The organism is Micromonospora sp. NPDC049274 (genome assembly GCF_040678875.1).
Lineage (GTDB): Bacteria > Actinomycetota > Actinomycetes > Mycobacteriales > Micromonosporaceae > Micromonospora.
Genome location: NZ_JBFAQS010000002.1, coordinates 44,394 through 70,682 on the forward strand (window position 1 = coordinate 44,394; position 26,289 = coordinate 70,682).

At 70.6% G+C, this 26,289-nt stretch carries 32 protein-coding genes and 1 tRNA gene; 18 read left to right on the forward strand and 15 right to left on the reverse strand.

The window, feature by feature from the left end; all coding sequences use genetic code 11:
- Positions 1-96: 96 nt before the first annotated feature.
- On the reverse strand, positions 97-873 hold the full coding sequence (locus tag AB0K10_RS03695; RefSeq protein ID WP_363679642.1) for a single-stranded DNA-binding protein: 777 nt from the start codon (positions 871-873) through the stop codon (positions 97-99).
- Positions 874-1,176: 303 nt separating this feature from the next.
- Here AB0K10_RS03695 and AB0K10_RS03700 point away from each other — a divergent pair, with 303 nt between their 5' ends.
- Positions 1,177-1,593 (forward strand): HPF/RaiA family ribosome-associated protein, encoded by a 417-nt coding sequence (locus AB0K10_RS03700; protein WP_363679644.1) that lies wholly within the window; start codon positions 1,177-1,179, stop codon positions 1,591-1,593.
- 112 nt (positions 1,594-1,705) lie between these two features.
- On the forward strand, positions 1,706-2,803 hold the full coding sequence (locus AB0K10_RS03705; RefSeq protein WP_363679646.1) for an alpha/beta fold hydrolase: 1,098 nt from the start codon (positions 1,706-1,708) through the stop codon (positions 2,801-2,803).
- Between the two features lie 60 nt (positions 2,804-2,863).
- Here AB0K10_RS03705 and AB0K10_RS03710 read toward each other — a convergent pair whose 3' ends face one another.
- Positions 2,864-3,559 carry a hypothetical protein gene (locus tag AB0K10_RS03710; protein ID WP_363679648.1) on the reverse strand — a complete coding sequence of 232 codons (696 nt, stop codon included), beginning with the start codon at positions 3,557-3,559 and terminating at the stop codon, positions 2,864-2,866.
- 158 nt (positions 3,560-3,717) lie between these two features.
- On the opposite strand from AB0K10_RS03710, the gene AB0K10_RS03715 reads away from it, so the two are divergent.
- Positions 3,718-3,790 (forward strand) — tRNA-Arg (locus AB0K10_RS03715).
- A gap of 246 nt (positions 3,791-4,036) precedes the next feature.
- Positions 4,037-4,516: a hypothetical protein gene (locus AB0K10_RS03720; RefSeq protein ID WP_363679650.1), complete on the forward strand. Its 480-nt coding sequence runs from the start codon at positions 4,037-4,039 to the stop codon at positions 4,514-4,516.
- Between the two features lie 129 nt (positions 4,517-4,645).
- On the opposite strand, the gene AB0K10_RS03725 is transcribed toward AB0K10_RS03720, so the two are convergent.
- Both AB0K10_RS03725 and AB0K10_RS03730 read right to left on the reverse strand, forming a co-directional pair.
- Complete coding sequence (locus AB0K10_RS03725; RefSeq protein ID WP_363679652.1) at positions 4,646-5,794, reverse strand: ankyrin repeat domain-containing protein; 1,149 nt, start codon at positions 5,792-5,794, stop codon at positions 4,646-4,648.
- A gap of 194 nt (positions 5,795-5,988) precedes the next feature.
- Complete coding sequence (locus AB0K10_RS03730) at positions 5,989-6,222, reverse strand: GntR family transcriptional regulator (protein ID WP_363679654.1); 234 nt, start codon at positions 6,220-6,222, stop codon at positions 5,989-5,991.
- Between the two features lie 317 nt (positions 6,223-6,539).
- Here AB0K10_RS03730 and AB0K10_RS03735 point away from each other — a divergent pair, with 317 nt between their 5' ends.
- Positions 6,540-6,737 (forward strand): hypothetical protein, encoded by a 198-nt coding sequence (locus AB0K10_RS03735; RefSeq protein ID WP_363679656.1) that lies wholly within the window; start codon positions 6,540-6,542, stop codon positions 6,735-6,737.
- Positions 6,738-6,882: 145 nt separating this feature from the next.
- Positions 6,883-7,263, forward strand: coding sequence for a VOC family protein (locus AB0K10_RS03740; protein WP_363680483.1), 381 nt, complete (start codon positions 6,883-6,885; stop codon positions 7,261-7,263).
- A gap of 145 nt (positions 7,264-7,408) precedes the next feature.
- On the opposite strand, the gene AB0K10_RS03745 is transcribed toward AB0K10_RS03740, so the two are convergent.
- Together AB0K10_RS03745 and AB0K10_RS03750 are read right to left on the reverse strand one after the other, a co-directional pair.
- Positions 7,409-7,945, reverse strand: a complete 537-nt coding sequence (locus AB0K10_RS03745) for a barstar family protein (RefSeq protein WP_363679658.1) — start codon at positions 7,943-7,945, stop codon at positions 7,409-7,411.
- Between the two features lie 106 nt (positions 7,946-8,051).
- Complete coding sequence (locus AB0K10_RS03750) at positions 8,052-8,393, reverse strand: hypothetical protein (protein WP_363679660.1); 342 nt, start codon at positions 8,391-8,393, stop codon at positions 8,052-8,054.
- A gap of 145 nt (positions 8,394-8,538) precedes the next feature.
- Here AB0K10_RS03750 and AB0K10_RS03755 point away from each other — a divergent pair, with 145 nt between their 5' ends.
- Positions 8,539-9,477 (forward strand): superoxide dismutase, encoded by a 939-nt coding sequence (locus AB0K10_RS03755; protein ID WP_363679662.1) that lies wholly within the window; start codon positions 8,539-8,541, stop codon positions 9,475-9,477.
- 156 nt (positions 9,478-9,633) lie between these two features.
- Here AB0K10_RS03755 and AB0K10_RS03760 read toward each other — a convergent pair whose 3' ends face one another.
- Positions 9,634-9,987: a hypothetical protein gene (locus tag AB0K10_RS03760; RefSeq protein WP_363679664.1), complete on the reverse strand. Its 354-nt coding sequence runs from the start codon at positions 9,985-9,987 to the stop codon at positions 9,634-9,636.
- A 110-nt stretch (positions 9,988-10,097) separates the two neighbouring features.
- On the opposite strand from AB0K10_RS03760, the gene AB0K10_RS03765 reads away from it, so the two are divergent.
- Entirely contained in the window at positions 10,098-11,132 is a 1,035-nt protein-coding gene (locus AB0K10_RS03765; protein WP_363679666.1) for an NAD-dependent epimerase/dehydratase family protein, read from the forward strand.
- Here the strand turns inward: AB0K10_RS03765 and AB0K10_RS03770 are convergent.
- Positions 11,112-12,389 carry a hypothetical protein gene (locus AB0K10_RS03770; RefSeq protein ID WP_363679668.1) on the reverse strand — a complete coding sequence of 426 codons (1,278 nt, stop codon included), beginning with the start codon at positions 12,387-12,389 and terminating at the stop codon, positions 11,112-11,114. The genes AB0K10_RS03765 and AB0K10_RS03770 overlap by 21 nt on opposite strands.
- 268 nt (positions 12,390-12,657) lie before the next feature.
- Between AB0K10_RS03770 and AB0K10_RS03775 the strand changes: the two genes are divergently transcribed.
- Complete coding sequence (locus AB0K10_RS03775; protein WP_363679670.1) at positions 12,658-12,963, forward strand: hypothetical protein; 306 nt, start codon at positions 12,658-12,660, stop codon at positions 12,961-12,963.
- Here AB0K10_RS03775 and AB0K10_RS03780 read toward each other — a convergent pair.
- Both AB0K10_RS03780 and AB0K10_RS03785 read right to left on the reverse strand, forming a co-directional pair.
- The gene (locus tag AB0K10_RS03780; protein WP_363679672.1) at positions 12,911-13,600 is read right to left on the reverse strand and encodes an alpha/beta fold hydrolase; all 690 of its coding nucleotides are present in this window, start codon (positions 13,598-13,600) and stop codon (positions 12,911-12,913) included. The two genes, AB0K10_RS03775 and AB0K10_RS03780, sit on opposite strands and share 53 nt — an antisense overlap.
- 71 nt (positions 13,601-13,671) lie before the next feature.
- A complete protein-coding gene (locus AB0K10_RS03785; protein ID WP_363679674.1) occupies positions 13,672-14,241 on the reverse strand; it encodes a TetR/AcrR family transcriptional regulator in 570 nt (189 codons plus the stop codon).
- Between the two features lie 97 nt (positions 14,242-14,338).
- On the opposite strand from AB0K10_RS03785, the gene AB0K10_RS03790 reads away from it, so the two are divergent.
- The 4 genes from AB0K10_RS03790 (at position 14,339) to AB0K10_RS03805 (ending at position 17,244) form a co-directional block, all read left to right on the forward strand.
- On the forward strand, positions 14,339-15,262 hold the full coding sequence (locus tag AB0K10_RS03790; protein ID WP_363679676.1) for an oxidoreductase: 924 nt from the start codon (positions 14,339-14,341) through the stop codon (positions 15,260-15,262).
- The gene (locus AB0K10_RS03795) at positions 15,262-15,639 is read left to right on the forward strand and encodes a hypothetical protein (RefSeq protein WP_363679678.1); all 378 of its coding nucleotides are present in this window, start codon (positions 15,262-15,264) and stop codon (positions 15,637-15,639) included. Before AB0K10_RS03790 ends, AB0K10_RS03795 begins: the two co-directional genes overlap by 1 nt.
- Before the next feature lie 65 nt (positions 15,640-15,704).
- Positions 15,705-16,217, forward strand: coding sequence for a DUF3592 domain-containing protein (locus tag AB0K10_RS03800; protein WP_363679680.1), 513 nt, complete (start codon positions 15,705-15,707; stop codon positions 16,215-16,217).
- A 133-nt stretch (positions 16,218-16,350) separates the two neighbouring features.
- On the forward strand, positions 16,351-17,244 hold the full coding sequence (locus tag AB0K10_RS03805; RefSeq protein ID WP_363679682.1) for a septum formation family protein: 894 nt from the start codon (positions 16,351-16,353) through the stop codon (positions 17,242-17,244).
- Between the two features lie 6 nt (positions 17,245-17,250).
- On the opposite strand, the gene AB0K10_RS03810 is transcribed toward AB0K10_RS03805, so the two are convergent.
- Both AB0K10_RS03810 and AB0K10_RS03815 read right to left on the reverse strand, forming a co-directional pair.
- Entirely contained in the window at positions 17,251-18,285 is a 1,035-nt protein-coding gene (locus tag AB0K10_RS03810) for a hypothetical protein (protein ID WP_363679684.1), read from the reverse strand.
- A 5-nt stretch (positions 18,286-18,290) separates the two neighbouring features.
- Complete coding sequence (locus tag AB0K10_RS03815) at positions 18,291-18,440, reverse strand: hypothetical protein (RefSeq protein WP_363679686.1); 150 nt, start codon at positions 18,438-18,440, stop codon at positions 18,291-18,293.
- Between the two features lie 19 nt (positions 18,441-18,459).
- Here AB0K10_RS03815 and AB0K10_RS03820 point away from each other — a divergent pair, with 19 nt between their 5' ends.
- The 5 genes from AB0K10_RS03820 (at position 18,460) to AB0K10_RS03840 (ending at position 22,830) form a co-directional block, all read left to right on the forward strand.
- Positions 18,460-18,855 carry a VOC family protein gene (locus tag AB0K10_RS03820; RefSeq protein ID WP_363679688.1) on the forward strand — a complete coding sequence of 132 codons (396 nt, stop codon included), beginning with the start codon at positions 18,460-18,462 and terminating at the stop codon, positions 18,853-18,855.
- Between the two features lie 118 nt (positions 18,856-18,973).
- Entirely contained in the window at positions 18,974-20,152 is a 1,179-nt protein-coding gene (locus AB0K10_RS03825) for an ATP-binding protein (protein ID WP_363679690.1), read from the forward strand.
- Positions 20,142-21,359, forward strand: a complete 1,218-nt coding sequence (locus tag AB0K10_RS03830) for a hypothetical protein (protein ID WP_363679692.1) — start codon at positions 20,142-20,144, stop codon at positions 21,357-21,359. The genes AB0K10_RS03825 and AB0K10_RS03830 overlap by 11 nt, the downstream gene beginning before the upstream one ends.
- Positions 21,332-22,045, forward strand: a complete 714-nt coding sequence (locus AB0K10_RS03835) for a response regulator transcription factor (RefSeq protein ID WP_266245576.1) — start codon at positions 21,332-21,334, stop codon at positions 22,043-22,045. Before AB0K10_RS03830 ends, AB0K10_RS03835 begins: the two co-directional genes overlap by 28 nt.
- A 71-nt stretch (positions 22,046-22,116) precedes the next feature.
- A complete protein-coding gene (locus tag AB0K10_RS03840; protein ID WP_363679694.1) occupies positions 22,117-22,830 on the forward strand; it encodes a hypothetical protein in 714 nt (237 codons plus the stop codon).
- A 93-nt stretch (positions 22,831-22,923) separates the two neighbouring features.
- On the opposite strand, the gene AB0K10_RS03845 is transcribed toward AB0K10_RS03840, so the two are convergent.
- The 3 genes from AB0K10_RS03845 to AB0K10_RS03855 form a co-directional block, all read right to left on the reverse strand.
- Positions 22,924-23,676: a lysophospholipid acyltransferase family protein gene (locus AB0K10_RS03845; protein ID WP_363679696.1), complete on the reverse strand. Its 753-nt coding sequence runs from the start codon at positions 23,674-23,676 to the stop codon at positions 22,924-22,926.
- Between the two features lie 103 nt (positions 23,677-23,779).
- A complete protein-coding gene (locus AB0K10_RS03850; RefSeq protein WP_363679698.1) occupies positions 23,780-25,840 on the reverse strand; it encodes a glycogen debranching N-terminal domain-containing protein in 2,061 nt (686 codons plus the stop codon).
- Complete coding sequence (locus AB0K10_RS03855; protein ID WP_363679700.1) at positions 25,840-26,211, reverse strand: SCP2 sterol-binding domain-containing protein; 372 nt, start codon at positions 26,209-26,211, stop codon at positions 25,840-25,842. Before AB0K10_RS03855 ends, AB0K10_RS03850 begins: the two co-directional genes overlap by 1 nt.
- Positions 26,212-26,289 lie beyond the last annotated feature (78 nt).

A 26,289-nucleotide genomic window follows, 5' to 3' on the forward strand; every position in this document is an offset into this window, starting at 1 on the left:
AACCGCCCGACCGTCACCGGCCGACACCGACCCCAGGCAGCCAGGGCTCTCGCCCTACCCGTCGACAGCCCAGCCGCCGCCGACCGGACCGACCTGTCAGGCCGGCTGCGGAACCCGCCCTCGCCCCCGCCGGCCCCGACCGGGCGGCGGGACCTCCGGCCGACCCTCGTCGGGCACCGGCCCCAACTCGTCGTCGGGCTCGTCCTCCGGGTCGACGTCGTCCGCGCTCACCGTGAGGGCCAACTCGTCGTCGACTGCCGCACGCCCATCCCCGCCGCCGACGGAGAAGCCGTCGTCGAGGTCACCGCCATCGAGAGAGATGTCGTCGAGCGGGCCGTGACCCAGCGGGCTGGTACGCGGCAAGCCGTACTCGGGCAGCTCGAAATCGTCGTCGAGCGGGCGGTCGTCCAGCAGCACCGGCGCCTGCTCGTCGGGCACCGGGTCGGTCGGTTCGCCGTGTACGCGGCTCTCGGCGGCCCCGTCCTCGACGATGCTTGTGGTTGTGGTCGGCCGGTTGCGCAGGAAGCGGGCCCGCCCCCGGGACAGGTCGTGGCCGACGGCGACCGCCTCCAGCTCGTAGAGGGTGCGGTGGTTGCCGGCGTCGTCGGTCCAGTCGCGGGTGTAGAGCCGGCCGCAGACGACCACCGGGTCGCCGACCATCACCGAGGCGGCCACGCCTTCGGCGAGCTTGCGCCAGCAGTTGACGCGGACGCGCAGCGAGTTGCCGTCGACCCACCGCCCGCTGTCGCGGTCGAGCCGGCGGGCGGTGGAGGCGACCTTGAAGTTGGCCACCAGCGTGTTGCTCTGGGTCGTACGCCGCCACTCGGGCGTCGTGAGTATGTTGCCGACAATCGTGACGTACGTGTCGAACATCGTCCCTCCATGGGATCCGGGGTCTGCCAGCGCGAGTCGACTCGACATCGAGCATCGACACCGGGTGCGCTCACCGCGAGCGCCCATCTCCGACCTGTGGATGACGAGGCCACCTGTGGACAACGCCCTGATCACACCCCCGATGTGGTACGGCCGACCCACCTGTCCGGGCCGACGGTTCCGGGGCCGCCCGAAGTGGGTATGGATTTGATCAACGCACCACCGACAAGCTCCACGTGGACGAGAGGTCAGCGCCATGATGATCACTACTTTCGGCTCCGCAACCGCTTCCGAGGTGCGGCGATGAGCGCCGTGGCGAACCCGGCGACCGTGGGTGAGTGCCTGCGGGTGGGCGCGGGGTTCTCCCAGGGCGACCGCAACTGGATCGCCGAGCAGTTCGCCACCCTCGACGCCCGGCTGGCCGGTTTTCACGCCGACGCCACCGAGCTGGAGGTGTCGGTGAAGGATCGGGAGGCCCGGGGCCAGAAGGTCACCCTGGAGTGCTGGATCGCCGGCCGACAGAAGATCGTCACCACCTCCGCCGAGGAGGATCTGCACGCCGCCCTCAACGACGTCCGCGACGACCTGCGCCGGCGGCTCAACGACGCCAAGACGCGGCAGGAGCCCCGGCACAACAAGCACCTGCGGGACGTCCCCCAGCCGCAGGCCGAGATCGACGAGTCCGAGGACCCGGCTCGCGCCGACGCGGAAACGGCCTGACCCACGCTCCGCACCCGCGATCCCGCACTTTCGGCTCCCGCCAGAGAGTGTGGGATCGCGGGGCGCCGACCAGGGCTACCGACGGGTAGATCGGCGGCGTAGCGTCGCGTCCGTGGAACCGGACGTGTTGGGGCCGCCCTACGAGCGGCAGACGATCGACCTGGGCACCGACGACGAAGGCCCGGTAGTCGCGACGCTGGTCCGGCGGCGGGCCGAGCGCGCCACCGGGCGGGCGGTGCTCTACGTGCACGGCTTCGTGGACTACTTCTTCCAGACCCACCTGGCCGACTTCTTCGCCGAGCGCGGCTGGGACTTCTACGCCCTCGACCTGCGCAAGTACGGCCGCAGTCTGCTCGCGCACCAGACGCCGAACTTCTGCCGCGACATCAGCGACTACTTTCCCGAACTGGATGCCGCCGCCGAGATCATCCGGTCCGACGACGGGCACGACACCCTGCTGGCGATGGGCCACTCCACCGGCGGCCTGATCCTCTCGCTCTGGGCCGACGCCCGCCGCGACGCCGGCACCGTCGACGGTCTGGTCCTCAACAGCCCCTTCTTCGACTTCAACGCCCCCTGGGCGGTCCGTCGACCCCTCGCGGCCGCCGTCTCACGGCTGGGCCGCAGGGCGCCGCACCGCATCGTGCCGTTAGGTCTGGGCACGGTGTACGGCGAGAGCCTGCACGCCGACCACCGCGGCGAGTGGACCTACGACCTGGCGTGGAAGCCGCTGGCCGGGTTCCCGGTGCACGCCGGCTGGGTGAACGCGATCCGCGCCGGTCAACGCCGACTGCGCGCCGGCCTGGACATTCCGGTTCCGGTGCTGCTGGCCTGCTCGACGCGCTCCTTCCGGGGCACCAGGTGGCACGACAACGCGACACTGGCGGACGCGGTGCTGGACGTCGAGCACATGGTCCGCTACGCGCCCCGCCTCGGCCGGCACGTCACACTGGCCCGCTTCGACGGCGGGTTGCACGACCTCACGCTCTCCGGCCCCGCCGTACGCAAGAAGGTCTTCGACGAGGTCGGCCGGTGGGCCGAGGCGTTCCTGGCCGCCGGCCCGACCGCCCCGGCCGACCCCGCGACGACCGAGGCGAATCCGATCGACACCGCTTCCACGGCCCCCGTCCCGGCCGGCGACGGACCCCGGGTGCCGGGCAGCCGTCGGCCGACGGCCGGTCGCGCCGAGGCGACGCCCGTCGGTGACTGACACACGCCGAGCCCGCACCGAGCCGAGGCGGGCCGGCGGGACCGAGCGGAGGTCCCCGTTTCAGGCGTCGCCGGGTGTGGCCGGGAGGACGGCCCGGATCCGGTCGAAGGTCGCGACCGGGTGACAGTCGACGCCGGGCAGCACCAGGCCCAGGCAGTACAGCGCAACCTCACCGGTGGCGTCGGGCTGCACGACGAAGACGGGCGCTCCGACGTATCCCGCTGGCAGTTCGCTTGTGATCCGCACGTCGTCCCCGTCGCGGACCACGCGCTCGATCCCCACCTCCAGGGGGCGCGAGTCGTCTTCGCGTACCCCATGGGCCAGCACGAAAGCGGAACTGCCGTCGGCGGCGAGGGCCGCGATGGCCTCGGGCCCGGCGGCGATCGTGGCCGGGACCGGCTGCACGCGCCACCGCCAGCCGCCGTCGCCGGCGTACCGGTGCAGGCCGGCGGTCGGCAGCACCGCGACCCCGTCGCTCGGAAAACGTGACCAGCCGGGCACGATCTCGCTCTCCGCGACGGCGTCCGGCGCGACGCCGGCCGGCTCGGTGACGCTCGCCCGCAGGCCCAGCTCACCGCCCGCAGGGCCGACCAGGTCGGCCGCCGTCAGCAGCGCCTCCCCCACCGGGTCGTCGCCGTCCTGGAAGAAGAAGGCGGTGCCGTAGGCGTCGGCCGTGCGGTACGGCAGGATGGCGCGGCCGACGACCTGGCACAGCTCGTAGGCGACGCCGCTCTCGGCGTCGGGGTCCAGCAACACCAGCCGAGGGTACGGGCTGCCACGTGGTCGACCTGCGAGAACCCGGATGCCGGCCGCCCGGCCTTCGTGAGACCCTGCTCGACGACGCGGACGGGGGCACCCTTTACCCCGGCGTGCCCGGGGTCGGCGGTACCCTTCTGGCGCGACATCCACGCCGCGCGCCCGTAGCTCAGCGGATAGAGCAGGGGACTTCTAATCCCAAGGTCGTAGGTTCGAACCCTACCGGGCGCACCCCCATCACCGCAGTTCGGCGGCTTGGCACGCCCAACCCCGCCGACCACCACGAATTCGGACAGCTATTCATACCGCCACGTCACCTGAAGGGGTGCTTCGCGGCCTCGTCCACGGCGGCCCGCAGATGCCGCTGCGGATCACCTCATCGGGCACCACAAGGGCTACCAGACTGCCTGGCGGTCGAGCTATATGTTCTCCCGATCGCCCCACGGCGGGCGGCATGGCGCCGATCGGGAGGCTTCTGTGGGTGTTCTGTACGACTACTTCCGCGCTTCTGACGAGGAGGCTGCCGCAAAGCTGATGGCCGCTACGGACGGTGGCCCTGTGGTGCGAGAGGGAGATTTCCCTGTCGTGGATGCCGTGGACGGCAAGGGAATCGATCCGTCCGTAGTCCTCGGCAAGATCGTTTCGTTCGCTCTCGACGTGCCATGGGCCGCCGACCTGACCGGGCAACGACTTGTCTGGCCGGACGACGCTGGTGAGGACCCTGAGTACGAAGGGCCCTGGGTCGTCGTACTGAGCGAACGCGCCCGGGACGCGCTTGCCGATATCCCGGATGACCGCTTGTCGGGCCTGGCCGAACGGTGGTCACAGATCGAGGAACTGTCCCACTACAGCGACACACAGCCGGAGGTCATGCTGTCGCGTCTGCGGGAATTTGTTGGACTGGCCCGCAGAGCACGCACGAGCGGGGAGAACATTTACTGCTGGATCTGCCTATAGGAGTGGGGTCGACACCATCGGTTGCAGTCCAGGAGGCGCGCACAGTCGCCCGACCAGCCATCCCTGATCTTCTTCCGATCCAAGGTCGTAGGTTCGAACCCTATCGGGCGGCACCACCGTCGCCGCTGGTCAGCGCAGTTGGGCATCGAGTTCGTCGAGCGCATCGTGGACATACTCCTGCCCGAGACCGTCCGGCAGCGTGACACGGACGGCGTAGGCGAGTTCCACGAATGCCTGCCGTACCGTGTCCAGCTCTGCGGCGGTCAGCTCGATGCGGTGCCACGACGCCCGGGGCGCCTTGGTCGGTTCGTCGACGAGGCGGCGGGCGACGGTCTGGGCCAGCGCGTACGGGGTGCCGGTCCGCGCTTCCCACTCGTCATCGCCGAGTTCCTCCACCGCGCATGCGACGACCTGTCCCCAGCGGCGGAACTCCGCCGGATCGCCGCGCAGCTCGTACCCGGTGGGATGCAGCCGCACGGCCGTGCGGGCGATCGGTACGTCGTCCAGGCCGACGCTCATCTCGCCGAGTTCGAACTGAACGCCCTGCCGCTGCCAGCCCCTCGCGATCTTCAGCGCGCCCGCCGGGTCGGCCCCGGCCAGCAGCAGCGCATGGCTCACGGCCCGCTCGTCCCGTTCGATGGCGTGCATCAGCGCGGTGTGCCCGATGCCGTCGACCGCGTTCGGATCGGCGCCCGCGGTCAGCAGCACGTCGACGGCGGCGTGGTCACCACGCCGAGCGGCGAGGATGAGCGCTGGAGTGCCGTCGGAGCGCCGCGAGTTCGGATCGGCGCCGTGGCTGAGCAGGATGCGGATCGTGGCGGGCGCAACCGGTCCCAGCACCGCCTGCACGATCGGGACCTCGTCGCCGGGCGCAGCACCGGCACCGAGGTCCAGCAGGTAGCGCAGGACCTCCAACGCCGCAGGCTGGGGTCGGTGCCGGGTAGCGGCGATCGCGGCGGCGAGAAGGCTGCCACGGTCGGTGCCCTCGACATCGATGGCGCCACGATCGACGAGGAGCCGGACGACGTCGAGATGACCCTTGCGCACCGCCGACCGCAGCGGCGACTCGTACTGCGGCCTCCTCGCCCGCAGCGACGCCCCCGCGTCCAACAGCAAGCGAGCGATCTCCAGCTGCCCCGTACTCGCCGCCTCGGACAGCACGCTCGCCGTGTAAGGGCTCTCGGCGGAGTCGGGGGCTGCGCCGTCTGCAAGGGCTCTCGCCACGGCCGCCGGATCTGCCGTACGGACGGCCGCCACAAGCTCTGCATCACGATCCACGACAACGACCCTAGGCGGCGGGCTTCGGCGGAGGATGCCCCGAAATCGTACGCGACCCCTGTAGCCGGCCATTTGCCTTGCTTAATGCGGGCGCAGTCGATCCGCCGGCAGCCGGGGCACCGCTGGACACGCCGGCCTAGTCTCCTGTGCTGGGCCGGCTACCTGGTAGCGCGACGAACTGCGGGCTCGAGTAGTCAGCTTCGCTCGGCTACGAACGTGCCTCGCGCGTGCACAGTGACCACCAGGCCACGGTCGCGGAGCTCACGCATCGCCATCCGGACGGTTCCTCGGGCCACGCCATAGGTCTGCTGCAAGTGAAGTTCACTCGGCAAGGGCTGTCCAGGTCGGAGCTTGCCCTCCTCGATCTGCTTGGCGAGCAGGTCAGCCAACTGCCGGTACAGCGGCATGTTGTTGAGCGGGCTCGTCATGGGCGGCAGCGTAGGCACGCACATGATCTGTACGTGTTCACGGATGTCCAGGCTCTAGACGTCTAGCAACTAGACGCCCCAACTCGTTGGACGCTTGTGCGTACACCTGTGTCGACCACACGATCCGCGCGACGGCCAGCGTTGCCCGCGTTGGTTTGGAAGCCCACGTCATCGGCATGGCGCCGGATGTCGAGCGGTCCTGCGGTCACGTGTTCGTCTTTCCAACCGGCACTCTTGCCGACGCTCCGACCGCTGCCGCGCATCCACACTGGTGCGATCGGAACGACTGCGAGCGTCGAGGTCAGCATCACTCCCGCATGCTCGGCGTCGAGGCCAACCGGTCGGAGGGGGCCGCCCTACAAGCGGCCCTGGTGCAGGCCCTGCACCGGGCCGCCGAACCGATGGTGCGCCTGGAGGACAGCACGGCAACTCGGCTGCATCTGTCGATCCGACAGACACGGGTGCTGCGGTACCGCCTAGCGAATCTGCTCGAGATGACCGGGACAGGGCACTGACGCGGTCAGATGAGGTCCAGCCTTCCACGAAGTCCAAATCCCAAGGCCGCAGGTCCGAATCCTGCTGGGCGTACCGCTGTCTCCCCATCTCCCGCCGAGCGGCGTTCGCGGGCAGTGGCTGCGCTGACAGCGTCGCGCCGTGTCGATGTTCCGGACTCCTCAGGTGATCCTCTTCAGCGAGGACGTTCCCCGCGCCGCCGAGTTCTACTCCGGCCTCGGCTTCACCGAAACGTTCCGGGTGCCGACCGACGGCGAGCCGATCCACATCGATCTCGCCCACGACGGCTACAAGATCGGCATCGCCTCGGTGGCCTCCACCCGCGACGACCACGGACTCGACCCCGTGCCGCACGGTCAGCGGGCGGCGGTGATCCTCTGGACCGACGACACCGCTGACGCGTACACCGCGCTCACGGCGAACGGCGCCCCCGCCCTGGTCGCACCGCACCGGTGGCTCGACCGCCTGCTCATCGCCTGGACGGCCGACCCGGACGGCAACCCGATCCAGATCGTTCAGCATTTCTGACAACGCCGCCCGCGCCCATCACGTCGTGGCCGATCGGAAACAGGTGTTCGGGGCGTGTCCACGGGGCGCCCAACGCCCGGCGACCAGATCCGTTTCCGGTATCGAGAGCAAGGGCCGGTTGCTACGGACACCGCTTGCGCGACGGTCAGCCCGATCGCCGGTTGGCGTTGAGCCACTCCGCCTCGTTCCAGCTCACGGGGACCGCGCCAACGGGCTGGAACCGAATCTTCGGATCGTTGCTCTGCACGAGACACATCAGGCGCTGACCAAACAGGCTGGCAGTCCGGGAGTGGTCGGCCATGATGTCCAGCACCATCTGGGCGGACCTCGGGCAGTGCGTGGCGAACGTGTCATAGCTGGTGAAGACGAGGGCGAGGCCGGCTGCCTCAGGCGACCACCCGTACTGCTGGCTCACGACGTCACGCATGCAGTCGTTGAGGGCATCGAGGTTGCGCCCGTAGTAATCAGGAAACCCGAGTGCAGCCGCCGTCTCTCGGTGCATGGCTTCCTCGGTCGTCCAACCTGAGGCGTCCAGGTGGGTGACCTGGTAGCCGTGACCGCGTAGCCACTCGGTCGTCTGATCAAGGATCGATGTGCGCCAAAAGAGGGTCACTGACGTATTGATCATGAGGCGGAGGGCTCGGTCGTCGCTGAGATCGGTCTTCGCGTCGAAGGCGGCCACGACCAGGAGAGTACGTGATTGCTACCGCCGAGCCTGACTGCGAGCGCCGCCGCTGCCACCTCCCACGGGTCACGACCGTGGATTACGCCGGCGCTCGGTCGGGCCTCTAGTCACCGACGAACCGGAGGCACAGGGCTTCGCCGTCACGGCAGGTCTCGGCCAAACGGCGTATGGCGGCCAGGATCTTCTCCTCGCCCCCGCCCTCCGCCTGCTCGACAAGGACATCCAGCTCACTGAGGAACTGGGGCATCTCGACCGACGTGAGTTCTAGCAGGCCGTAGGGCTCGATCCGGGCCAGCATCGGCGTCCTCCCGCGGTGCTGGACCCGCTCCAAGACCGACACGAAATGCGACAGCTCGTCGCCGACCACTGACACCTGCGAGTCGCGCCGTCGTCGTGGGCTCGTGCCCTGCTGCTCGATCCGGATCAGCTCGACATCGACGCCCATTCGTCGAGTTTACGGCCGGCGGCGGGAGTGCCGTGACGGATGGCCGCACCCAGCCTCAATCCATCGACGGTCGTACAGTGGGGAACGTCCTGGCCCCAGTGATCGTGGCGGGTGTGTTCCCCTCTGCCCGCCCGGAAGGAGCACAGTGAACCGTCCCCTCAGGACCGCGTTCGGCGTCGCCCTGACCGCCGCCCTCCTGACCTCCGTCGCCGTCGCGCCCGCCCAGGCGCACGCCGGGAGCCGACCGCCGGCCGTCATCGACCTGCCGGACGGATTCCAGCCCGAGGGCATCGCCACCGCCGGCCGCTACGCGTACTTCGGTTCCCGCGCGACGGGCGAGATCTACCGCGCCGACCTGGTGACCGGCCGGGGCACGACGATCAGCGCGCCCACCGCCACCCCGTCGCTCGGCCTCAAGATCGACCCGCGCGGCCGGTTGTTCGTCGCCGGCGGCACGGCCGGCGACGCTCGCGTGCTCGACACCCGCACGGGCGAGGTGCTGGCGCGCTACCAGTTCGCCACCGCCCCGACGTTCGTCAACGACGTCGTCCTGACCCGCGACGCCGCGTACTTCACCGACTCCAACCGGCCGGTGCTCTACCGGCTGCCGCTCGGGCGCGGTGGCGCGCTGCCGCCCGCCGACGGCTTCACCACCATCCCGCTGACCGGCGCGTACCAGCAGGTCGGCACCGGCGTGAACATCAACGGCATCGTCACCACACCGGACGGCAGGGCGCTGATCGTCGTCCAGTCCAACACGGGCACGCTGTTCCGGGTCGACCCGGCGACCGGCGCGACCACAGTCGTGGCCGTGCCCGGCTACACCTTCACCAACGGCGACGGCCTCCTGCTGCTCGGCCGCACCCTCTACGTCGTACAGAACAGCCTCAACCAGATCGCGGTGGCAACGCTGAACCGCGCCGGCACCGCCGGAACGGTCACCGGCACGATCACCGACCCGGGATTCGACGTGCCCACCACAGTTGCCGAGGCGTTGGGCCGGCTCTACCTGCCCAACGGCCGCTTCACCACGCCACCGACCCCGACCACGCCGTACACGGCCGTCGCGGTCCGCGCCCACTGAGAAGCCCAACCGATGAGGTACGCCGGCGGGTCGCTGGGCGCCCGTGCGTTCACGTCCCGCCGGCCGGGATGACGCGGCAGACGGTGATCGTTGGCGGGCTCGGTATGAGGCCGGCAGGATTGCCGCGCTGGCTGACCTGCCGCATTCCGCGTGACGTTAGAGATCACGCCAAACGTGCGGCTCCTGGTAGGCATGCCACCCGCGGAAGAACCAGTCCGTCAGATCCCGCAACCGCTCCCGGCAATCCTGGTAGTACTGCGCAGGCTGCGGCCGAGGGAAGTTCGGGTGCGCGGTCCACTCCGCCACGAAGTGTGAGACCTCGTAGAACCCCTCAGCCATCCAGCGTGGCAGGTCGTCATGACCTTCGTACTGCTCACAGCCCACCCGCATCGCCTGCTCCAACCGGCTGAACGCTGCCTGGTCCCAGACGAGTTCACCGCGCAGTCGGAGCAGGAAGCCCTCCTCAGCGGACTCGAACTCTCGCCTCAGCACCTTCAACGCGTCATCCACGTCTGCATCGTGGCAGCCCGGTACGACGGCTCGGCACCGACAAACCTATTCAGACACGCGACACTAGTGACTCTCGCGCCAAATTGCATGTTCTCTGGGGTGATAAGCCTATGCGTTTGTTGGTGCTCGGAGGAACGTGGTTTGTCGGTCACGCGATCGTCAGGGCGGCTATCGGTGCCGGCTGGGAGGTGACCACGTTCAACCGAGGCATATCGAGCGCCTTCCCGGAGGCCGCTCGGCTCGTACGGGGTGATCGAACCCACCCAGAAGACCTGGCTGACCTTGCCGCCGCTGGCCCTTGGGAGGCCGTGGTCGACACGTCGGGCTACGTCCCGAGCAACACCCTCGCCGTCGCCCGCACACTCGCGCCCGTCGCCGCCCGTTATGTCTTCATGTCGACGCTCAGCGTGTACCGAGACTGGCCGGTCAAGCCGTTGAATGAGCGGTCCGAGGTGCTCGACTGCCCGCCGGACGCCGGCGCAGACTTCGGCACCGACACCGAGGACGGGCCAACCAGCTACGGCTACCAGAAGGCAGGTTGTGAGGCTGCGGCAGTCGCCGTTTTCGGGGCTGACCGGACCACGGTCCTGCGGCCCGGCGTCATAGTTGGCCCGCGTGAGTATGTGGGCCGCCTGCCCTGGTGGCTGCGCCGCGTGGCTGCCAGCGGGGAGGTGTTGGCGCCAGGCTCGGCAGACCGGGCCATTCAGCCGGTCGACGTCCGCGACCTGGCCGCGTTCACCCTGCAAGCCATCCGTGACCAGTCGTCTGGCGCATTCAATGTCTGCGCTCCCATTGGCAGCGCGACCTTCGGAGACTTGCTCACGCACTGCGGCCACTCGACGCACGCCGACGCGTCCTTCACCTGGGTGCCTGATGATTTTCTGCTCGCGCAGGGCGTCCGGCAGTGGTCCGAGCTGCCGCTCTGGCGCACCTTCGACGGTGTGTGGAAGGTCGACACCGCTGCCGCGCAGGCCGCTGGCCTCCGGACCCGGCCGCTCGAATTGACCGTTCGGGACACCTGGCGATGGTTGGTGGAAGGCGGAGACATCAGCAACCACGACCGCGCCGCCGAAATCGGAATCAGCCGAGAGAAGGAAGCACAGGTTCTGGCCGCCTGGCACCGCTCAGACAAGCGGTCGAGCTGAGGTCTCCGACCGCCACGCCGCGATGCGCTCACCAAGCTGCCGCGCCTCGGCATCACCGCTCCACGGTGCCTCGTTGAGCAGGCGTTCCATCCGATCCAGCCGACCGGTCAGCGAGACGTTGCGCCTCTGCGGCGGCAGAGCCAGCACAGCACGCAACGCCTCCGTAGCCGCGTCCTTGTCCCCCATGTGGAGGTGAGCGGCGGCCATGTCGATGTTCGTACCGTTGATCTGCGAATGTGGCCGCCGCGCTGCCGGCAGCGCTTGATAGACCCGCAGTGCATCGCCCGCGTACTGTGCGGCCTGCTCGTCGTTGCGGAGGTCGAGCCAGGCAGCGGCGGCGCAGGCTGCGGCGCGTGCAACTCCGAATGCAAACTCCCCACCGGTCGTCACAGCCAGCTCATCGGGCCTGCTCTGTGCCGCCTCGCTGTCTCGCTGGGCTGCGTCCAGCACCCCAGCAACCGATACGGGGTCATCGAGCAGAGCATGAGAACGAGCAGCGATGTAGCGGAGGCGCAGCTTCGGTTCGCCGTCAGGGGCCACCCGCATTGCACGGCCGAAGTAGCTGAGTGCCGCATCCGGTTCGGTGCGCCAGTTCGCCAACGTCATTTGCAGCCCGTACGTCCATGCCTTCAACGACGCGTGACCGGCAAGATCTGCGTACTGCGTAGCTGCCCTGGCCAGCGTCGCCGACTCGTTCCAGTGCCCGAGGTCGAAAGCGGTGGAGGCCATGAGTGCTGCGCCCTGGCCGATGACCACGAACAGGTCAGCCAGGTCTCCCGGCCGCCGCGTCCGGTCGGCGAGTGCTCGAGCATCGTCACGCAGCCGCCGAGCGCTTGAGAACGTGTCGAAGGCTGCCATTCCAACAGACCGCGCGAGGACCCTCATGTCCTGCTGCAAGGTTTCAATCGAGTCATACGGCACCCCGGCGCTCGACAGCAATGAGTCATGGGCGACTGCATCCGCGGCATCACTCACGGCATCACCAAGATCACTGCCACTACCAGCGCCTCCCTGCTTTCGGGCAACGCCGTCGATGTGTTGGAAGAACCGCGATCTGACCGCGTCCGAAAGCCTGTCGACGGCGGCGTCCAGCAACTCTTGGTTCGCGCTGCCGGGCACCGTTTCCGGTCGGCTGTGCCAATACGCCACAGTTCTGACCGCGATGCCCAGCCAGGCCGCGAACCCCTCGTTCGTCATCCCGGCGGCAGCTTGCAGCGCACAGGCGAAGCGTCCAGTCCACTGCTCCATCCTCGCCATCGCGCCTCCCGCGCCTGCGTTGCATCGGATTGCCGCTCGTTGCACCAGCTTTGCATGGGCGCATCGTCCGACTTCGACTTCACTGGATTCAGTAAGCCGATACAAGCACCAGAGGACATGCGGTGACCAGCACCAAAGACACGGCCTGGGGCGGCCATGCGGACCAGGCCGGGATCGAGCGTGTCTGTCGTACCCAATATGAAGGCGGCCCTCGACCAGCGCAGCCACGCCGATCGAGGGCCTTGATCGCCTAACGAGGAGGCGACCCGTGAGCACCGTACCCACCCTGCCCGCCTGCGGAGAACCCGCGACGATCCGCATCGAGCTGTACTCGGCAGACTCCCTGGACGCCTGTGCGTACACCTGCGTGGACCACACCATCCGCGCGACGGCGGCCGCTGCCCGCGCCGGGCTGGAAGCCCACCTGCTCGGCATGGCACCCGACGTCGAGCGGTCCTGCGGCCATGTGTTCGTCTTCCCGACCGGCGCCCTCGGCGACGCCCCGGCCGATCGTGTGCCGCCTATGGCCGCAGTGCCGACAGGAGCAGGTCCGTCACCTCCGCCGGATGCGTGACCATCGCCAGGTGATGAGCTTCCACGCTCCGGACCCGGTAGCCGCGTTCTTCCGCCTGCTCTGCCGTGGACTGGTACGCGGCGCTCAACCGGAGGTAGATGTGTCGGGCCGAGTTCCATGCCTCGCCGGGCGTGGGTAGCGCCTCGGAGACGACCTGCCACGGCAGTTCGGGTATGTCGTGGAGCACCCGTAGCCGCTGTTCGGGATCCGTCAGGACATCGGCCAGGGAGGCCCCGGGAAACCAGGTGTCCCACCGTGGCAGCCGGCCCGACATGACCATCTCCCGCAACCACGTGGCCCGTTCCGGCGTCAGCGATCCGATCCAGCTCGTGCCCGGATGCGGCAGGCGGGCATCCAGGAAGACGACGTCGAGCCGGTCACTGCCGACGGCGTCGGCGATGCCCGGCAGGTAGGCGCCCGCGCGGCTGTGGCCGACGACGACGGTTGGCGCACCGGAGGTGACGGTGGCAGCCGCCGCGCAGACAGCCGAATGGAAGGACGGCGACTCGATCAGGGGGCGAAGGTCCAGGACCACCACGCGCCACCCCGCCGCTTCGAGAGGCGTACGCAGTGCGTCCCACGTCGCCGAGGTGAGGAGCGGGCTGTGGACGAGGAGCATCGTTGGTTCGACGGCCACAATCGCATCCTGGTTGCCGTACCGCCATCTGTACAGCCGAACCCTGCTGGCGCACGGGCTGAGCGGGATGGTCAGGTGGCGCGTAGACCGTCGCAGACGACGGCGATGACGCGGTCGCGGGCGCCGGTGTCGGTCGGGTCGACCTCCCGCGCCAGGCAGCCGCTCATCAGGGCTTTCACGTCGGCGAAGGTGATTCCATCCCGTACCGCGCCCGCATCCTGGGCGGCCTTCAGCAGGGCGTGCAGCCGACCTGACACGTCGCTGCCGGCCTCGACGGCAGCCGACTCGATGTCGAATCCGGCACCGGCCAGCGACTCCGCCAACCCACGGTGGTCGGTGCCCTCGTGGATGAGCTCGGCAAAGAAGGCAAAGAACGCCGCCCCCGGCTCCTCCGTCGTCGCCAGAGCATCCGCCCGCGCGGTGAGCACTGCCATGCGATCGAGCAGGACGGCCGCGAACAGGGACTCCTTCGTCGGGAAGTGGCGGCCGACAGTGCCGGTGCCCACCCCGGCACGTCGCGCGATCTCGTGGACCGGTACGGAGAGCCCCTCGGTGGCGAATGCTTCCGCCGCCGCCCGCAGTACCAACGCCCGATTGCGCCGGGCATCGGCACGCGGCGCCCGCGCAGGCTTGCCCGTCATCGAGTTCCATCTCCTACCTGTCCAAACGGGATGACCATCCCGTATATTCACTCCATCCGGGACGATGGTCCCGATTATAGGGATCGGGAGGGCCACCATGCCCAGATGGACCGCCGACGACGTCGGCGACCAGCATGGCCGCACCGTCGTCATCACCGGCGCCAACAGCGGCATCGGGTACGAGACTGCCAGGGTGTTCGCAGCCCGAGGCGCCTCGGTCGTCCTGGCCTGCCGCGATCGTGACAGGGCCACGGCTGCGGCGGCAGCCCTGCCCGGCGGGGACGTCACCACGCTCGACCTCGACCTGGGCTCGCTCGCCTCGATCCGTCGCGCTGCGGACGAGCTCCGGTCGCGCCACGCTCGGCTGGACCTGCTCATCAACAACGCGGGCCTGATGATGCCGCCGCTCGGCCGCACCGAGGACGGGTTCGAACTCCAGATCGGGATCAACCACCTGGGCCACTTCGCCCTGACCGGGCTCCTTCTCGACCGGCTCCTCGCCAGCCCCGGCTCCCGCATCGTCACCGTCAGCAGCTCCGCGCACCGCCAAGGGCATATCGACTTCGACGACCTCCAGTTCCAGCGCCGCCGCTACCGGCCGCCGACCGCCTACGGTCAGTCGAAACTCGCCAACATCCTGTTCACGTACGAGCTCCAGCGCCGCCTTGCCGCGGCGAAGGCCCAGCCCATCGCGGTCGCGGTCGAACCCGGCATCGTCTCCACCGGCCTCCAACGCCACGTCACCGGCGGGATGGCCATCGGTGTCGCGGTCGTCGGCAAGCTGATCGGCCAACCCAGCGCCGCGGCCGGTGCGCTCGCCACCCTGCGCGCCGCCACCGACCCCACGGTCAACGGTGGCAACTACTACGCCCCCGACGGTCGACTGCTGAACGCATCCGGCCACCCGGTGCCGACCCGGTCAAGCCCCGCGTCACACGACGTGGACACCCAGCGCCGCCTGTGGGCGGAGTCCGAGCGGCTGACCGGGGTGACGTACCCATTCACCGGCGCGGCCGCCTGATGCTCCGCTGGCTGCTCAGGATCACGGCGATCTACCTCGGCGTTCTCGGCGCCGCCGCGCTGCTCGTCCCGCAGGCCGCAGCATCCGGCCTGGGCCAACCGTTGACGCCGTTCGACGTGTTCGCCACGCGCACCATCGGGGCGATCCTGCTCACGGTCGCGATCCTGAACTGGTCGGCGAGCGTCAGCACCAGAGCACCTGCCGCGGTGGTCCTCGCCAACGTCTTCCTGAACGCCGCGCTCGGCGTGGTCAACGCCATCGCCATCGTCGACGGCACGATCAGCGCCGGCAGTTGGAGCGGTGTGGCCATCCACGCAGCACTGATTCTGGCCTTCGCCCTCTGCCACTTCCTGCGCCGCCCGCCCCAGCTCGCGTGAAGGCTGTTCAGCACGTACTCGCCATGGCGTCACCGGCTGTTGCGCCCGCCGTCGATGATGGCCCGGTGACCAAACGACGGCGGCAGTCGCCGACACCCGCACCGACCGGCCTACGTCCGCGCGTGCAGATCCTGCTGATCGCGCTGGCCATGTTGCTGCCCGGGTTGGGCCTGGCCGTCGGCGCCGGGGCCTACCGCTGGCACGTGTCGTCGGAGGCGGACCGTCTGCGGGCCGACGGCGTACCGGTCACGGCGTACGTGTCCGACCGCGCCGGCGGCCACGGCCGGGGCAGCGGCATCGACCGGATCGAGATCTCCTACCTGTACGAGCAGAGGTCGTACAGCACCTGGATCCCCTGCGCGGGCGGGACCGGCTGCCACCGGACTCCCGGCCCGACCATGGACGTGTGGGTGGACCCGGCCGCTCCGCAGAAGTTCGTGGCGGCGAACGGGCACACCAACGGCTCGTTGTCGTTCCTGATGGCCTGGACCGTCATCCCTACCGGTCTCGCCTTCGCGGCCCTCGGCGCCTTCTTGCTGGTGTTGGTCATCCGCACCCGCGACGATCAGTGGCGGTAGCGCCACCGTCACTCCGACCCGGCCCGACCAGGTACGGCGATCGGCGGGTCGAACCCCACCGGAAGCGGATGCCGGGCAGCCGCACCGCTGCCATATGCTGCCCGCGTTCACACGGGGCCACGGGGAGAGTCACATGCGACGGCAGGGCAGGGCAGCGCTGACGGCTGCGATCCTCACGGTGACACTGACGGGCTGCGGCACGCCGGCCGGCACGGACGGTGACCTGCTGGACGGCTGGCCGGCAATGGCGGCGGCGCGGCAATTCGCCCCGCAGGCCGGCGAGTGCCACATGATTCCCACACCCAGTTCGTACCTGAGCAGTTACTCCCCGGTGGACTGCGCGAAGACCCACAGGTTGGAGACCTTCCACGTGGGCACGTTCACCGGCACCCTGGCGGCCCGAAGTGCCCCTCCCAGCGTGCAGTCGGCGACGATGCGGTCGACCTTTGCCGACTGCGACACCCGGGCCAAGCAGTTCGTGGGCGGTGACTGGCGCGATGCCCGCCTGTCGGTGCAGGTCGCGCCGCCGTCGCCGGCCGGCTGGGAGGGCGGTGCCCGCTGGTACCGGTGCGACATCTTCGAGTTGGACGAGATCAGCGGCCCGAACGGCGAGAGCGATGCGGCGATGGAGCGGGCCGGCTCGCTGCGTAACGCCCTGGCCAGCCGTTCCCCGCTCCACCTCGGGTGCATGAACCGGGACAGGTGGGGCTCGCTGCGGCCGGTCGCGTGCACTACCGGGCATCAGTTCGAGTACGCCGGCATCTGGACCGCACCGGACCGTTCCTGGGCGGACGCGACCAGAGACGAGGACCCCATCCACTCGGCCTGCCGGACGGTCATCGCTCGGTACGCCAAGGTGCCTGTGGACAGCAACCTGCCCTACCGCACCGGAACCTCGTACCGCTTCCCCAGTCGCCCACTGTGGGCACGCGGCGACCGCGGTGTGCGCTGCTACTTCTGGTCCGGCGGCGCCGCCGTCAAACGGTCGATCGCCGGCGGTGGCACGAAGGCGCTGCCGATCCGCTGAGGCCTGTCAGATCGGGCCCAACAGCGCCGCCAACGCGGCGTCACCCTGCCCGAGTTGCGTCCCACCGGGTGGTGCCACGACCAGGAACCGCCGGCAGGCGTCGAGTTCGATGTACCACTCGGGCCCATCGCCGTCGAGGGACCGCAGCACCGCGAAGCGGGACGCCGGGGTGGCACAGTCGGCCGCGGGCCGGGTGGTGGCCAGCGCCCGGAGCGCCTTCGCCTGCCGCTCGGGTGGAAGCGGCCCGCCGTACACGAAGTCACCTGCCGGTTTGCCGCCGCCCCGCTCGGACGGGGGCACCGCGTAGACGCAGAGGCGCAGCGGCCCGGCCGTCGGGCTCGCGCCGGCCACGACGCGTCCGGGACGGCCGAGGTGGGTCTCCACCCACACCATGTCGGACCACCGCTGCGCACAGCCGACGGTCTCGGCCGCCGACGCTTCGGCAGGCCCCACGGTACGACTGTCGACAGTGGTCAGGCGCAGCCCGTCCAGCGCGGCACGCACCTCCGGGAGCGGCTTGCCGCAGACGTCCGTCGGCACGTACGGCCGCAGCCACCGGCCCCGGTCGTCGAGCAGCGCCAGCCAGGGTGGAATGAGCAGGTCGAGAGTGCAGGCGATCTCCCTCCGGCCCCGGGCTTGATCGGACAGGCGCAACGCGGCCACCAGCGCGCCGATGTCGTCGGCGCGACGCTCGGTGGTCACCTGCTCGCGGCCGCCACCGGCACGTGGCCGCACCTCGCGACCACAGATCACGACGGCGACCGGGACGAACGCGGGGTCGATCCGCCCGATCCGCGGCTCCACCCCGGCCGGCGTCGCCGCGTCCGGCGATGCCGCCGACGGTCCGGCAGACCCCGGCGGTACGGGGAGCACGACACCGGCCCGCGGTGCGCTCTCGGCGCAGGAGGTCCACCTCTCGGCGATCTCGGCCGGGCCGGGATCGTTGGGCGTGTTGGCCGAGCCCGCGCAGCCGCTCAGCGCCATGCCGCACAACCCCACGCCGAGCAGCGCCGCCGCCAGTGTCGTTGCGCCCGAGCGCATCCGGCTCACCACCTCTCCACCAGGAGATGGGACGCACCGCGCCACCCGGCGGTTTCGTGGAACTCCGACGCCACCTCGCAGACGGGCGCGTAGCCGAGCCGGCCGAGCGTGACGTCGCCGACCGTGAGCGACGCCGCCCGCCGGGGCTGGCGCAACCGTCGGCATGATGACCGGATGGCACATCTGGGACTGGTCGCGCTGCTGGTGCGCGAGTACGACGAGGCGATCGACTTCTACGTGGGCGGCCTCGGCTTCGAGTTGGTGGAGGACACGGCCCGTCCGGACGGCTCGCGCTGGGTGGTGGTGCGCCCACCGGGGGCGCGGGAGACGGCGTTGCTGTTGGCCCGAGCGAGCAGCGCGGAGCAGCGAGCACGGGTGGGTGACCAGACCGGCGGCCGGGTGGGCCTGTTCCTGTACACCGAGGATTTCGCCAGGGACCACGCCCGGATGGTCGACGCCGGGGTGCGGTTCCTGGAGGAGCCACGACACGAGGCGTACGGCTCGGTGGCGGTCTTCGTCGACCTGTACGGCAATCGGTGGGACCTGATCCAGCCGCGCGTCGCAGAGTGACGACAAGATGACATGACGCACACAGTGGGTGAACGCTCACTGTCCGCCATGCTATTCTCCGATGTCGATCTCTGCCGCGCGGACCCGGACCGGGTCGTTGTCGGAAGGACACCTCCCGATGCCGGCGACTGCCGCCCGGACCGTGCCACCGCCCGCTCTGGACAATCCGGCCGGCGGGGCGTTCAGCCTCATCTTCACCACGCTGCCGGCGCTGCTGCGGCTGACGTGCGGGCTGGTCGGCGGCGCGGTGGCGCTGTCGGTGCGTACCCCGCCGGTCGATGAGGCCCTGCTGCTGCCCGGCGTGGCCGCGCTGACCGGATGGTCGCTCTGGTACGCCGGCCGGGCGCTGCGCCACGGGATCACCCCGGCACTGGTCGTCGGTGACGTGGGGATCACCGCGGTGGCCTGCCTGCTCATCCCCCACCTGGTGGCGCCCGAGGTGCTGCCCGGCGAGGGCAGTTGGATCGCGGTCCTCGCCAGCACCACGGTGATCAACGCGCAGGCCACCGCACCGGCCCGCTGGTCGGTCCCGGCCGGACTGCTGATCACTGCCGCGTACGTGGCGGGCGCGCAGGCCGCCGGCAACCCCACCGAGTCCCGGGCGCACGCCGCCACGCTGGTGGTGCAGACGGCCTGCACGGCGATGATGACGGCCGTGATGCGCCGCCGGATCGGGCGGGCCGACCGGGCTTTCGTGGAGCATCAGCGGCTGACCCGGGAGGCGCTTGTCGCTCGGGCCGCCCGGGAGGCCGAGCGCCAGCAGAACCGGGACCTGCACGACACCGTGCTCGGCACGCTGACCATGGTGGGGCTCGGCGCGGTGGCCGGCCCGTCGGTCTCCTTCCGCGGCCGGTGCGCCGCCGACCTGCGTACTCTCGTCGCGTTGACCGACCTCGGTCCGACGCCCGGTGACGGCCCGGTGCCCCTCGACGGGCGGTTGCGGGCGGTGCCCGGCCGGCTGCCCGAGCTGCCGGTCGGCCTGGAGCTGGCCTCTTGCGCGGTGCCCGCCGGGGTGGCCGACGCGATCACCGAGAGCGCCTACGCGGCCCTGTCCAACGTGCTCCGCCACGCGCCGGGCGCAACAGTCACCCTGCGGCTGACCCGCGACGCGGTCGCTGTCGTGGTCGAGGTGGTCGACGACGGCCCCGGCTTCGACCCGGCCACCGTCCCCCCGCACCGGTACGGGCTGCGCGAGTCGATCCACGGGCGGATGGCGGCGGTCGGCGGGCGGGCCGAGGTGCACTCCACGCCCGGTGCGGGCACCCGGATCCGACTGGAGTGGCCCGGTGTCGGCTGACCTCGGCGCCTCGGCGGATCGCACCCGCATCCGCGAGACGACCATCCTGGGGCCGCGTCCCAGCCCGGTCGAGGGGCCCATGCCGCCCGAGCCCGCGCTGCTCGCCGCGCCGGCCGCGGTGGCCCACGCCTCCGACCGGGGCGCCCGGATCGTCGCCGTCGCCATCGCGTTGGCCTGGCACGTCGCGATCGGGCTGCCAGCGGTGCTGGCGACCCGGACGCAGTTCGCCGCGCCGGCGGTGGTGCTCGGCGGCTGGCTCCTGGTCGCCGTGACCGGGGCGGTGGCCGGCATCCGGTTGCTGCGAGGCAGGCCGCTGCCGCCCTGGCCGCTCGCCGGGTTGCTGCTCGCCGTCGACGCCGCCGTCTTCGCCGGGGTCGGCGCAGGGCAACTGTTCACCGCCGCGAACTGGGTGTGGGGCACGCTCGGCTGGTTCTTCGTGCTGGCGCTGTGGGGCCGGCGGGTGAGCGGTCTGGTCGCGCTGCTGACCACGCACGCCCTGATCGCGCTCGCCGCCGTCCTCGTGCACGGCCCCGGAACGGCCGACCTGGCCCGCTTCACCATGTACGTCTACGGCACCTTCTCGCTGCCGGTGGCGGTCTTCGTGGGCAGCGCGGTGATAGTCGGCCTGGCCCGGGACCGGGCCGCCGCGGCCGCCGCGATGCACACGCTCTCCGCCGAGCGAGCCGCGGCCGAGCGGGGCCGGCAGGAACGCCGCGACCGGCTCGGCCTGGTCGGCGCGGCGGCCGGAAGCGTCCTCGGCGAGTTGGCCGCCGGGGCGGCCGACCCGGCCGACCCGGAGGTGCAGCGCCGCTGCGTGCTGGCCGCAGGCCGGCTGCGGCGCCTGATCGCCGAGTCCGACGACGTGCCCGACCCGTTGCTGCACGAGCTGCGCGCGGCCGCCGACCTGGCCGAACGCAACGGGCTGCCGATCGACCTGATCTCCATCGGCAACCCACCGCCGCTGCCGGTGGAGATCCGCCGCCGGCTGGCCGATCCGCTCACCGGCCTGCTCGCCGACGCCCGGGGTTGGGCGCGCCTGACAGTGGTGTCCGGCCCCGGCGAGGTGGTGGTCAGTCTGGTCACGCCGGACCGGGAGGGACCGGACACGACAGGCCCTCCGCCCGGGGAGCACGAGGACGGGCCGGTGCAGCACCTCTACGAACGGGACGGGGACATCAGATGGGCGCAGACCCGGTGGTTGGGGTGACAGGAGACCGGCTGGTCGGGGTGGCGATCGTCGACGACCACCCGGTGGTCGTGGAGGGGGTGCGCGCCTGGCTCGCCAGCGAGCCGCGACTGACCGTGTTGGCCACCGGGGACGACCCGGACGAGGTGCTCCGGGCCGCGCCGGACGCCGACGTCGTCCTGCTCGACCTGCGGCTGCACGGCCGGATGGCGCTGGACAAGCTGGCCGAGTTGAGCGCCACCGGACGGCGGGTGGTGGTCTACTCGGAGCACACCGACCCGGAGACGATGCTTGCCGCGCTGGACGCCGGGGCGGTGGCGTTCCTCGCCAAGCACGAGGGCCGGGAGCACTGCGTGGCGACCGTACTGGCCGCGGCGAGCGACAGGCCGTACGTGCCGCCGGCGCTGGCCGGCGCGATGGTCGGCGACCCGAGGCCGGACCGGCCGATGCTGTCCGACAAGGAGCGTGAGGCGCTGCTGCTCTGGTTCCAGTCGATGTCCAAGGCGTCGGTGGCCCGTCGCATGCAGATCAGTGAGCACACGGTGAAGCAGTATGTGGACCGCGCGCGGATCAAGTACACCCGGGCGGGGCGGCCGGCAGCCACAAAGGCGGCGCTGCTCGCCCGTGCGATCGAGGACGGGCTCGTCCGCCCGGAGGAGATTGGCATCTACCGGTCACAGGCGACACACGACCGGCCGACCCCCTAACGGGCGTCATGACAGTGGCCGGTGGATCGGCGAGGCTCAACCCACAGCCAGCTGACCGGGAGGTCGTGACGATGCACGCCGACGCGTCCCCCTTCTTCATCGGTCCACACCGGTTCGACGCGACGGACGACGACGTGGGCCCGACCCTCGACCGGCGTTACGACATGCGCCCACTGCTCGGCGAGAAGGTGCTCGGCAGGCACCGGCTGCTCGTCGCGGGCTACCTGCTCGGGCCGACCGAGACACAACGCGGCTGGCAGCTTCCCGGGCCGGTCTCGGTGACCGTCACCGACCAGCGGATCTGCTGGGTGGGCACCGGCTCGCAGCTGTCGCTGGTCGCGGACGACACGCCGCGGTCCCGGCTCGCGGGGCGGCTCACCGGGCTGATGACCGGTCAGATCCGCTGGCAGTGGCCGTCCCGGCTGGAGCTTCCTCCCACCGATCCGGCACAGCTGATGATCGTCTGTGACGCGTTGCGCACCATCCAGCAGCCGGCGCTGGCCCTCGGTGGGTCACCGGGTGAGGTCAGCGCGCTGGCGCGTCAGGTCCGCCGGGCGGTGGCCATGTTCCGCCTCACCCGCCCCCAACTCGTCGACCTCTCCGCCCAGGAGCGCGACGTTCTGCTGCTGCGGGCCGGCCCCGCGCTGCTCGCCGGGGAAACCCGGATCACCCTGCCCGGCTCGCTGCCGGTCGAGTTCCGCTCCCGGGACGACTACTACCGCTCGGGGCCGGAACCGACCTCCTGGGACGGCTTCGCAGGCGGCGCAGCCTCCGGGCGCTGGTGACGCGCGCGTCCGGGCGCTGGTGACGCGCGCGTCCGGGCGCTGGTGACGCGCGCGTTCGAGCGCTGGTGAGGCGCGGCGTCCGGGGCGTCGCCGTCACACGCTGGGGGTGCGCTCCTCCCCGGCGGCGTCCAGCGCCGCGGCCTCCTCCGGCGTCGGGGCCGTGCCGCCCAGGTGCGCCGGGAGCCACCAGGTGTCCTCCGGGCCGGCCGGCGCATCCGGGTACTCGCGCTGGGCACGCTCGACCAGCGCGCTCAACCGGCTGGTCAGCTCGTCGGCCAGCACGTTCGGGTCCGGGAAGTCCGCCGGCTGGATCGGCTCACCGATCAGGATGGTGATGGGGGTGTGCCGACGGGTCAGGGTGCGGGGCCGGCCCTTCGTCCAGAGCCGCTGGGTGCCCCAGAGCGCGACCGGCAACACCGGCACCTTCGCCGAACGGGCCATCCGTACCGTGCCGCTCTTGAGCTCCTTGACCGTGAACGACCGGCTGATCGTGGCCTCGGGGAAGACGCCGACGACCTCACCCTGCTTGAGCGCGCCCACGGCGGCGCGGAACGAGGCCGCGCCGGCCTGCCGGTCCACCGGGATGTGCCGCATACCGCGCATCAGCGGGCCGGAGATCTTGTGCGTGAAGACCGAGTTCTTGGCCATGAACCGGACCAGCCGACCCGACGCGTTCGCACCCAGCCCGGCGAAGATGAAGTCGAGGTAGCTGACGTGGTTGCTGGCCAAGACCGCCCCGCCGGTGCGGGGTACGTGGTGGGCGCCCTCGATGGTGATCTTCAGGTCGAGGACCCGGAACAGCGTCTTGGCGGTGGCGATAACGGGCGGGTACACGAGCTCCGGCATCCGCAGAATCTACCCTGCCCGGCTGGTGGTCGGCTGGGTGGCGACCCGGCGGCGTACCGGCGGCGACGCGGGTGGCCTGCCGCCGCCGGTACGCCGACCGGGCTCAGTCGGCGAGGCTGTGCAGGTCGAGCCGGCCACGGGCGAAGGCGTCCACCCGGCCCCAGCGGCCCGGGATGTCCAGCACCTCGATCCGGCCCATCCCGACCGGCAGCCGCGGTTCGACCGCGAGGTGGCCGTCGTGTGGTTCGAGGCCGAGCATGGTGCGCAGCAACAGCAGCGGCGTACCTGTCGACCACGCCTGCGGGCTGCACGCCGTGGGGTACTCGACAGGGAACTTCGTCAGCTCCCGCGGGTATCCGCCGAACGCCTCCGGCAGCCGCCCGTCGAAGTAGGTGGCCGCGTCCAGGATGCCGTTGGCGATGGTGGCGGCCTCCTCGGCGAAGCCGTACCGGCGCAGACCCCAGGCGATGAAGGAGTTGTCGAACGGCCAGATCGTGCCGTTGTGGTAGCCGATCGGGTTGTACCGCGTCTCCCCCTCGGCGAGGGTCCGCACCCCCCAGCCGGAGAAGAGCCGAGGCCCCACCAGGTGCTGCGCGACCTGCTCCGCACGCTCGGGGAGGACGATCCCGCTCCACAGCAGGTGGCCGATGTTGGAGCTGAGGACGTCGCACTGGCGACCGTCCGGATCCAGGGCCAGCGCGTAGTACCCGCCGTCGGCCACCCACCAGTCGCGGTTGAACCGCTCCTTCAGCTCCGCCGCCTCCCGCTCCAACTGGTCGGCGAACTCCGGGTCACCCCAGAACTGGCGGGCCAACCGTGCCGCGCGGACCTTCGCGTCGTACGCGTACCCCTGCACCTCGCAGGTCGCCCGTGGGAAGGGCGGCAGGGTGCCGTCGGAGTAGGAGATCGAGTCCCAGGAGTCCTTCCAGCACTGGTTCTCCAGGCCGGTCTCGGTGTTGCGCCGCTGGTACCAGATGTAGCCGGTACCAACCAGATCGGCGTAGTTGTCGATCCACCTCAGCGCGGCCCGGGACTCCTGCTCCAACTCCTTGACCAACGCCACGTCCCCGGTCCACCGCTCGTACTCGTCGAGCAGCACGACGAACAGCGGGGTGGCATCCACCGACCCGTAGTACGGCGAGTGCGGTTGCTCCTCGAAGGCGGCTGTCTCGCCGTAGCGCATCTCGTGCAGGATCCGCCCCGGATCCTCGTCCCGGAAGTCGTCGAACCGGCTGCCCTGCAGGGACGCCAGGATGCGCAGCGTCGTCTTCGACAGCTGCGGCGTGAACGGCAGCGTCTGCAGGCAGGTGAGGATGCTGTCCCGGCCGAACATGGTCATGAACCAGGGCAGACCGGCGGCGGGCAGGGTCGCGCCGCCGAGCGAGAGCGGCGAGAAGCGCAGCGCCGCCAGGTCGATCAGGCTGCGCCGGTACGTGCTGGCCACCCGACCGTGCTCACTGTTGACCTTGGGAGCGTCCGCGATCCACTGCTCCAGATCGTGTTGCAGCGCCAGCCGCTCGCCGCCGTGCACCCGCAGACCCATCCGCAGGTCCCGGTCCCCGGGTCCGACCGCGCGCGTCTGCACGTCGATCGTCGCCTCCCACTGCTGGTTCGGCTCCAGACGAACGGTGTACGCGAACCCCCGGCTGTCGTACCGGGCCGACACCGACGAGGAGATGATCGTCTCGCGTCGGAAGTTGCCCCGGCGGTAGCCCAGGCGCAGCTTGTCGGATTCGACCTCGGTGTAGATCTCGCCCTTCTTGTTCAGGATCTCGTCCTTGACCTGGAACAGGTCGGCGAAGTCGGACGCCGCGTCCATCCGTACCTCGAGGTCGACCGCCTTCTCGTCGTGATTAAGGATGGTGAGCTGCTCCCGGAAGCTGCCACCGACCGCCCGCTCCCGGATGATCGACAACTTCGCGTCCACGTAGTGCGTGGCCATCCCTGGCACGAGGAAGAACCGAGACTCGAAGTACTGCAGATCGTCGTACGAGAGCGAGTTGAGGCGTTCACCGTTCACGCTCAGCACCCAGGTGGACAGGAAACGGGTGTCGATGGAGAAGAGCCCCGTCGGCTCGCTCGGCGTCGCCTCGATGTCACCGGTGTCCTCGCAGACGACGAACGTGTTGCCGTCCAGGATCCGGACCGTGTTGCTCTGGCCCATCAGTGCACCTCCCCCGCGAAGCGGCGACGCGGCCCGAGGGCATCCGGCGACCCGGGAAAGATCCGCTCCACCTGCACCACCAGTCGGGCGTCGCCCGTCACCGTCATGTCCCCGCGCAACAGGGCAGCCAGGCCGTGCTCACGGCCGGTGGCGATGTCGTCGAAGAGCGCCGGGCTGGCGCCGATCACCGTGTCGGCCTCCCGGTCCTCCTGAGTCACGTCGAGTCGCCCGTGATCGATCGCCACCAGCCAGTGTCGGGTCTGCGCCCCTTCGTGCAGGTCGAACCGCACTGTCCCGGAGGTCTTCGCCAACAGGGGCTCGTACCCCCGCCGGTCCAGGTCCTCAAAGAACCTCGTGGTCGCGTCCACCATCGGGTCCACTCCTCCCAGTTGGCCGGGCCCGGGATCCCACCCGGCGCGTTCGCGTCACGCGCACGGCCGGCGTCACAC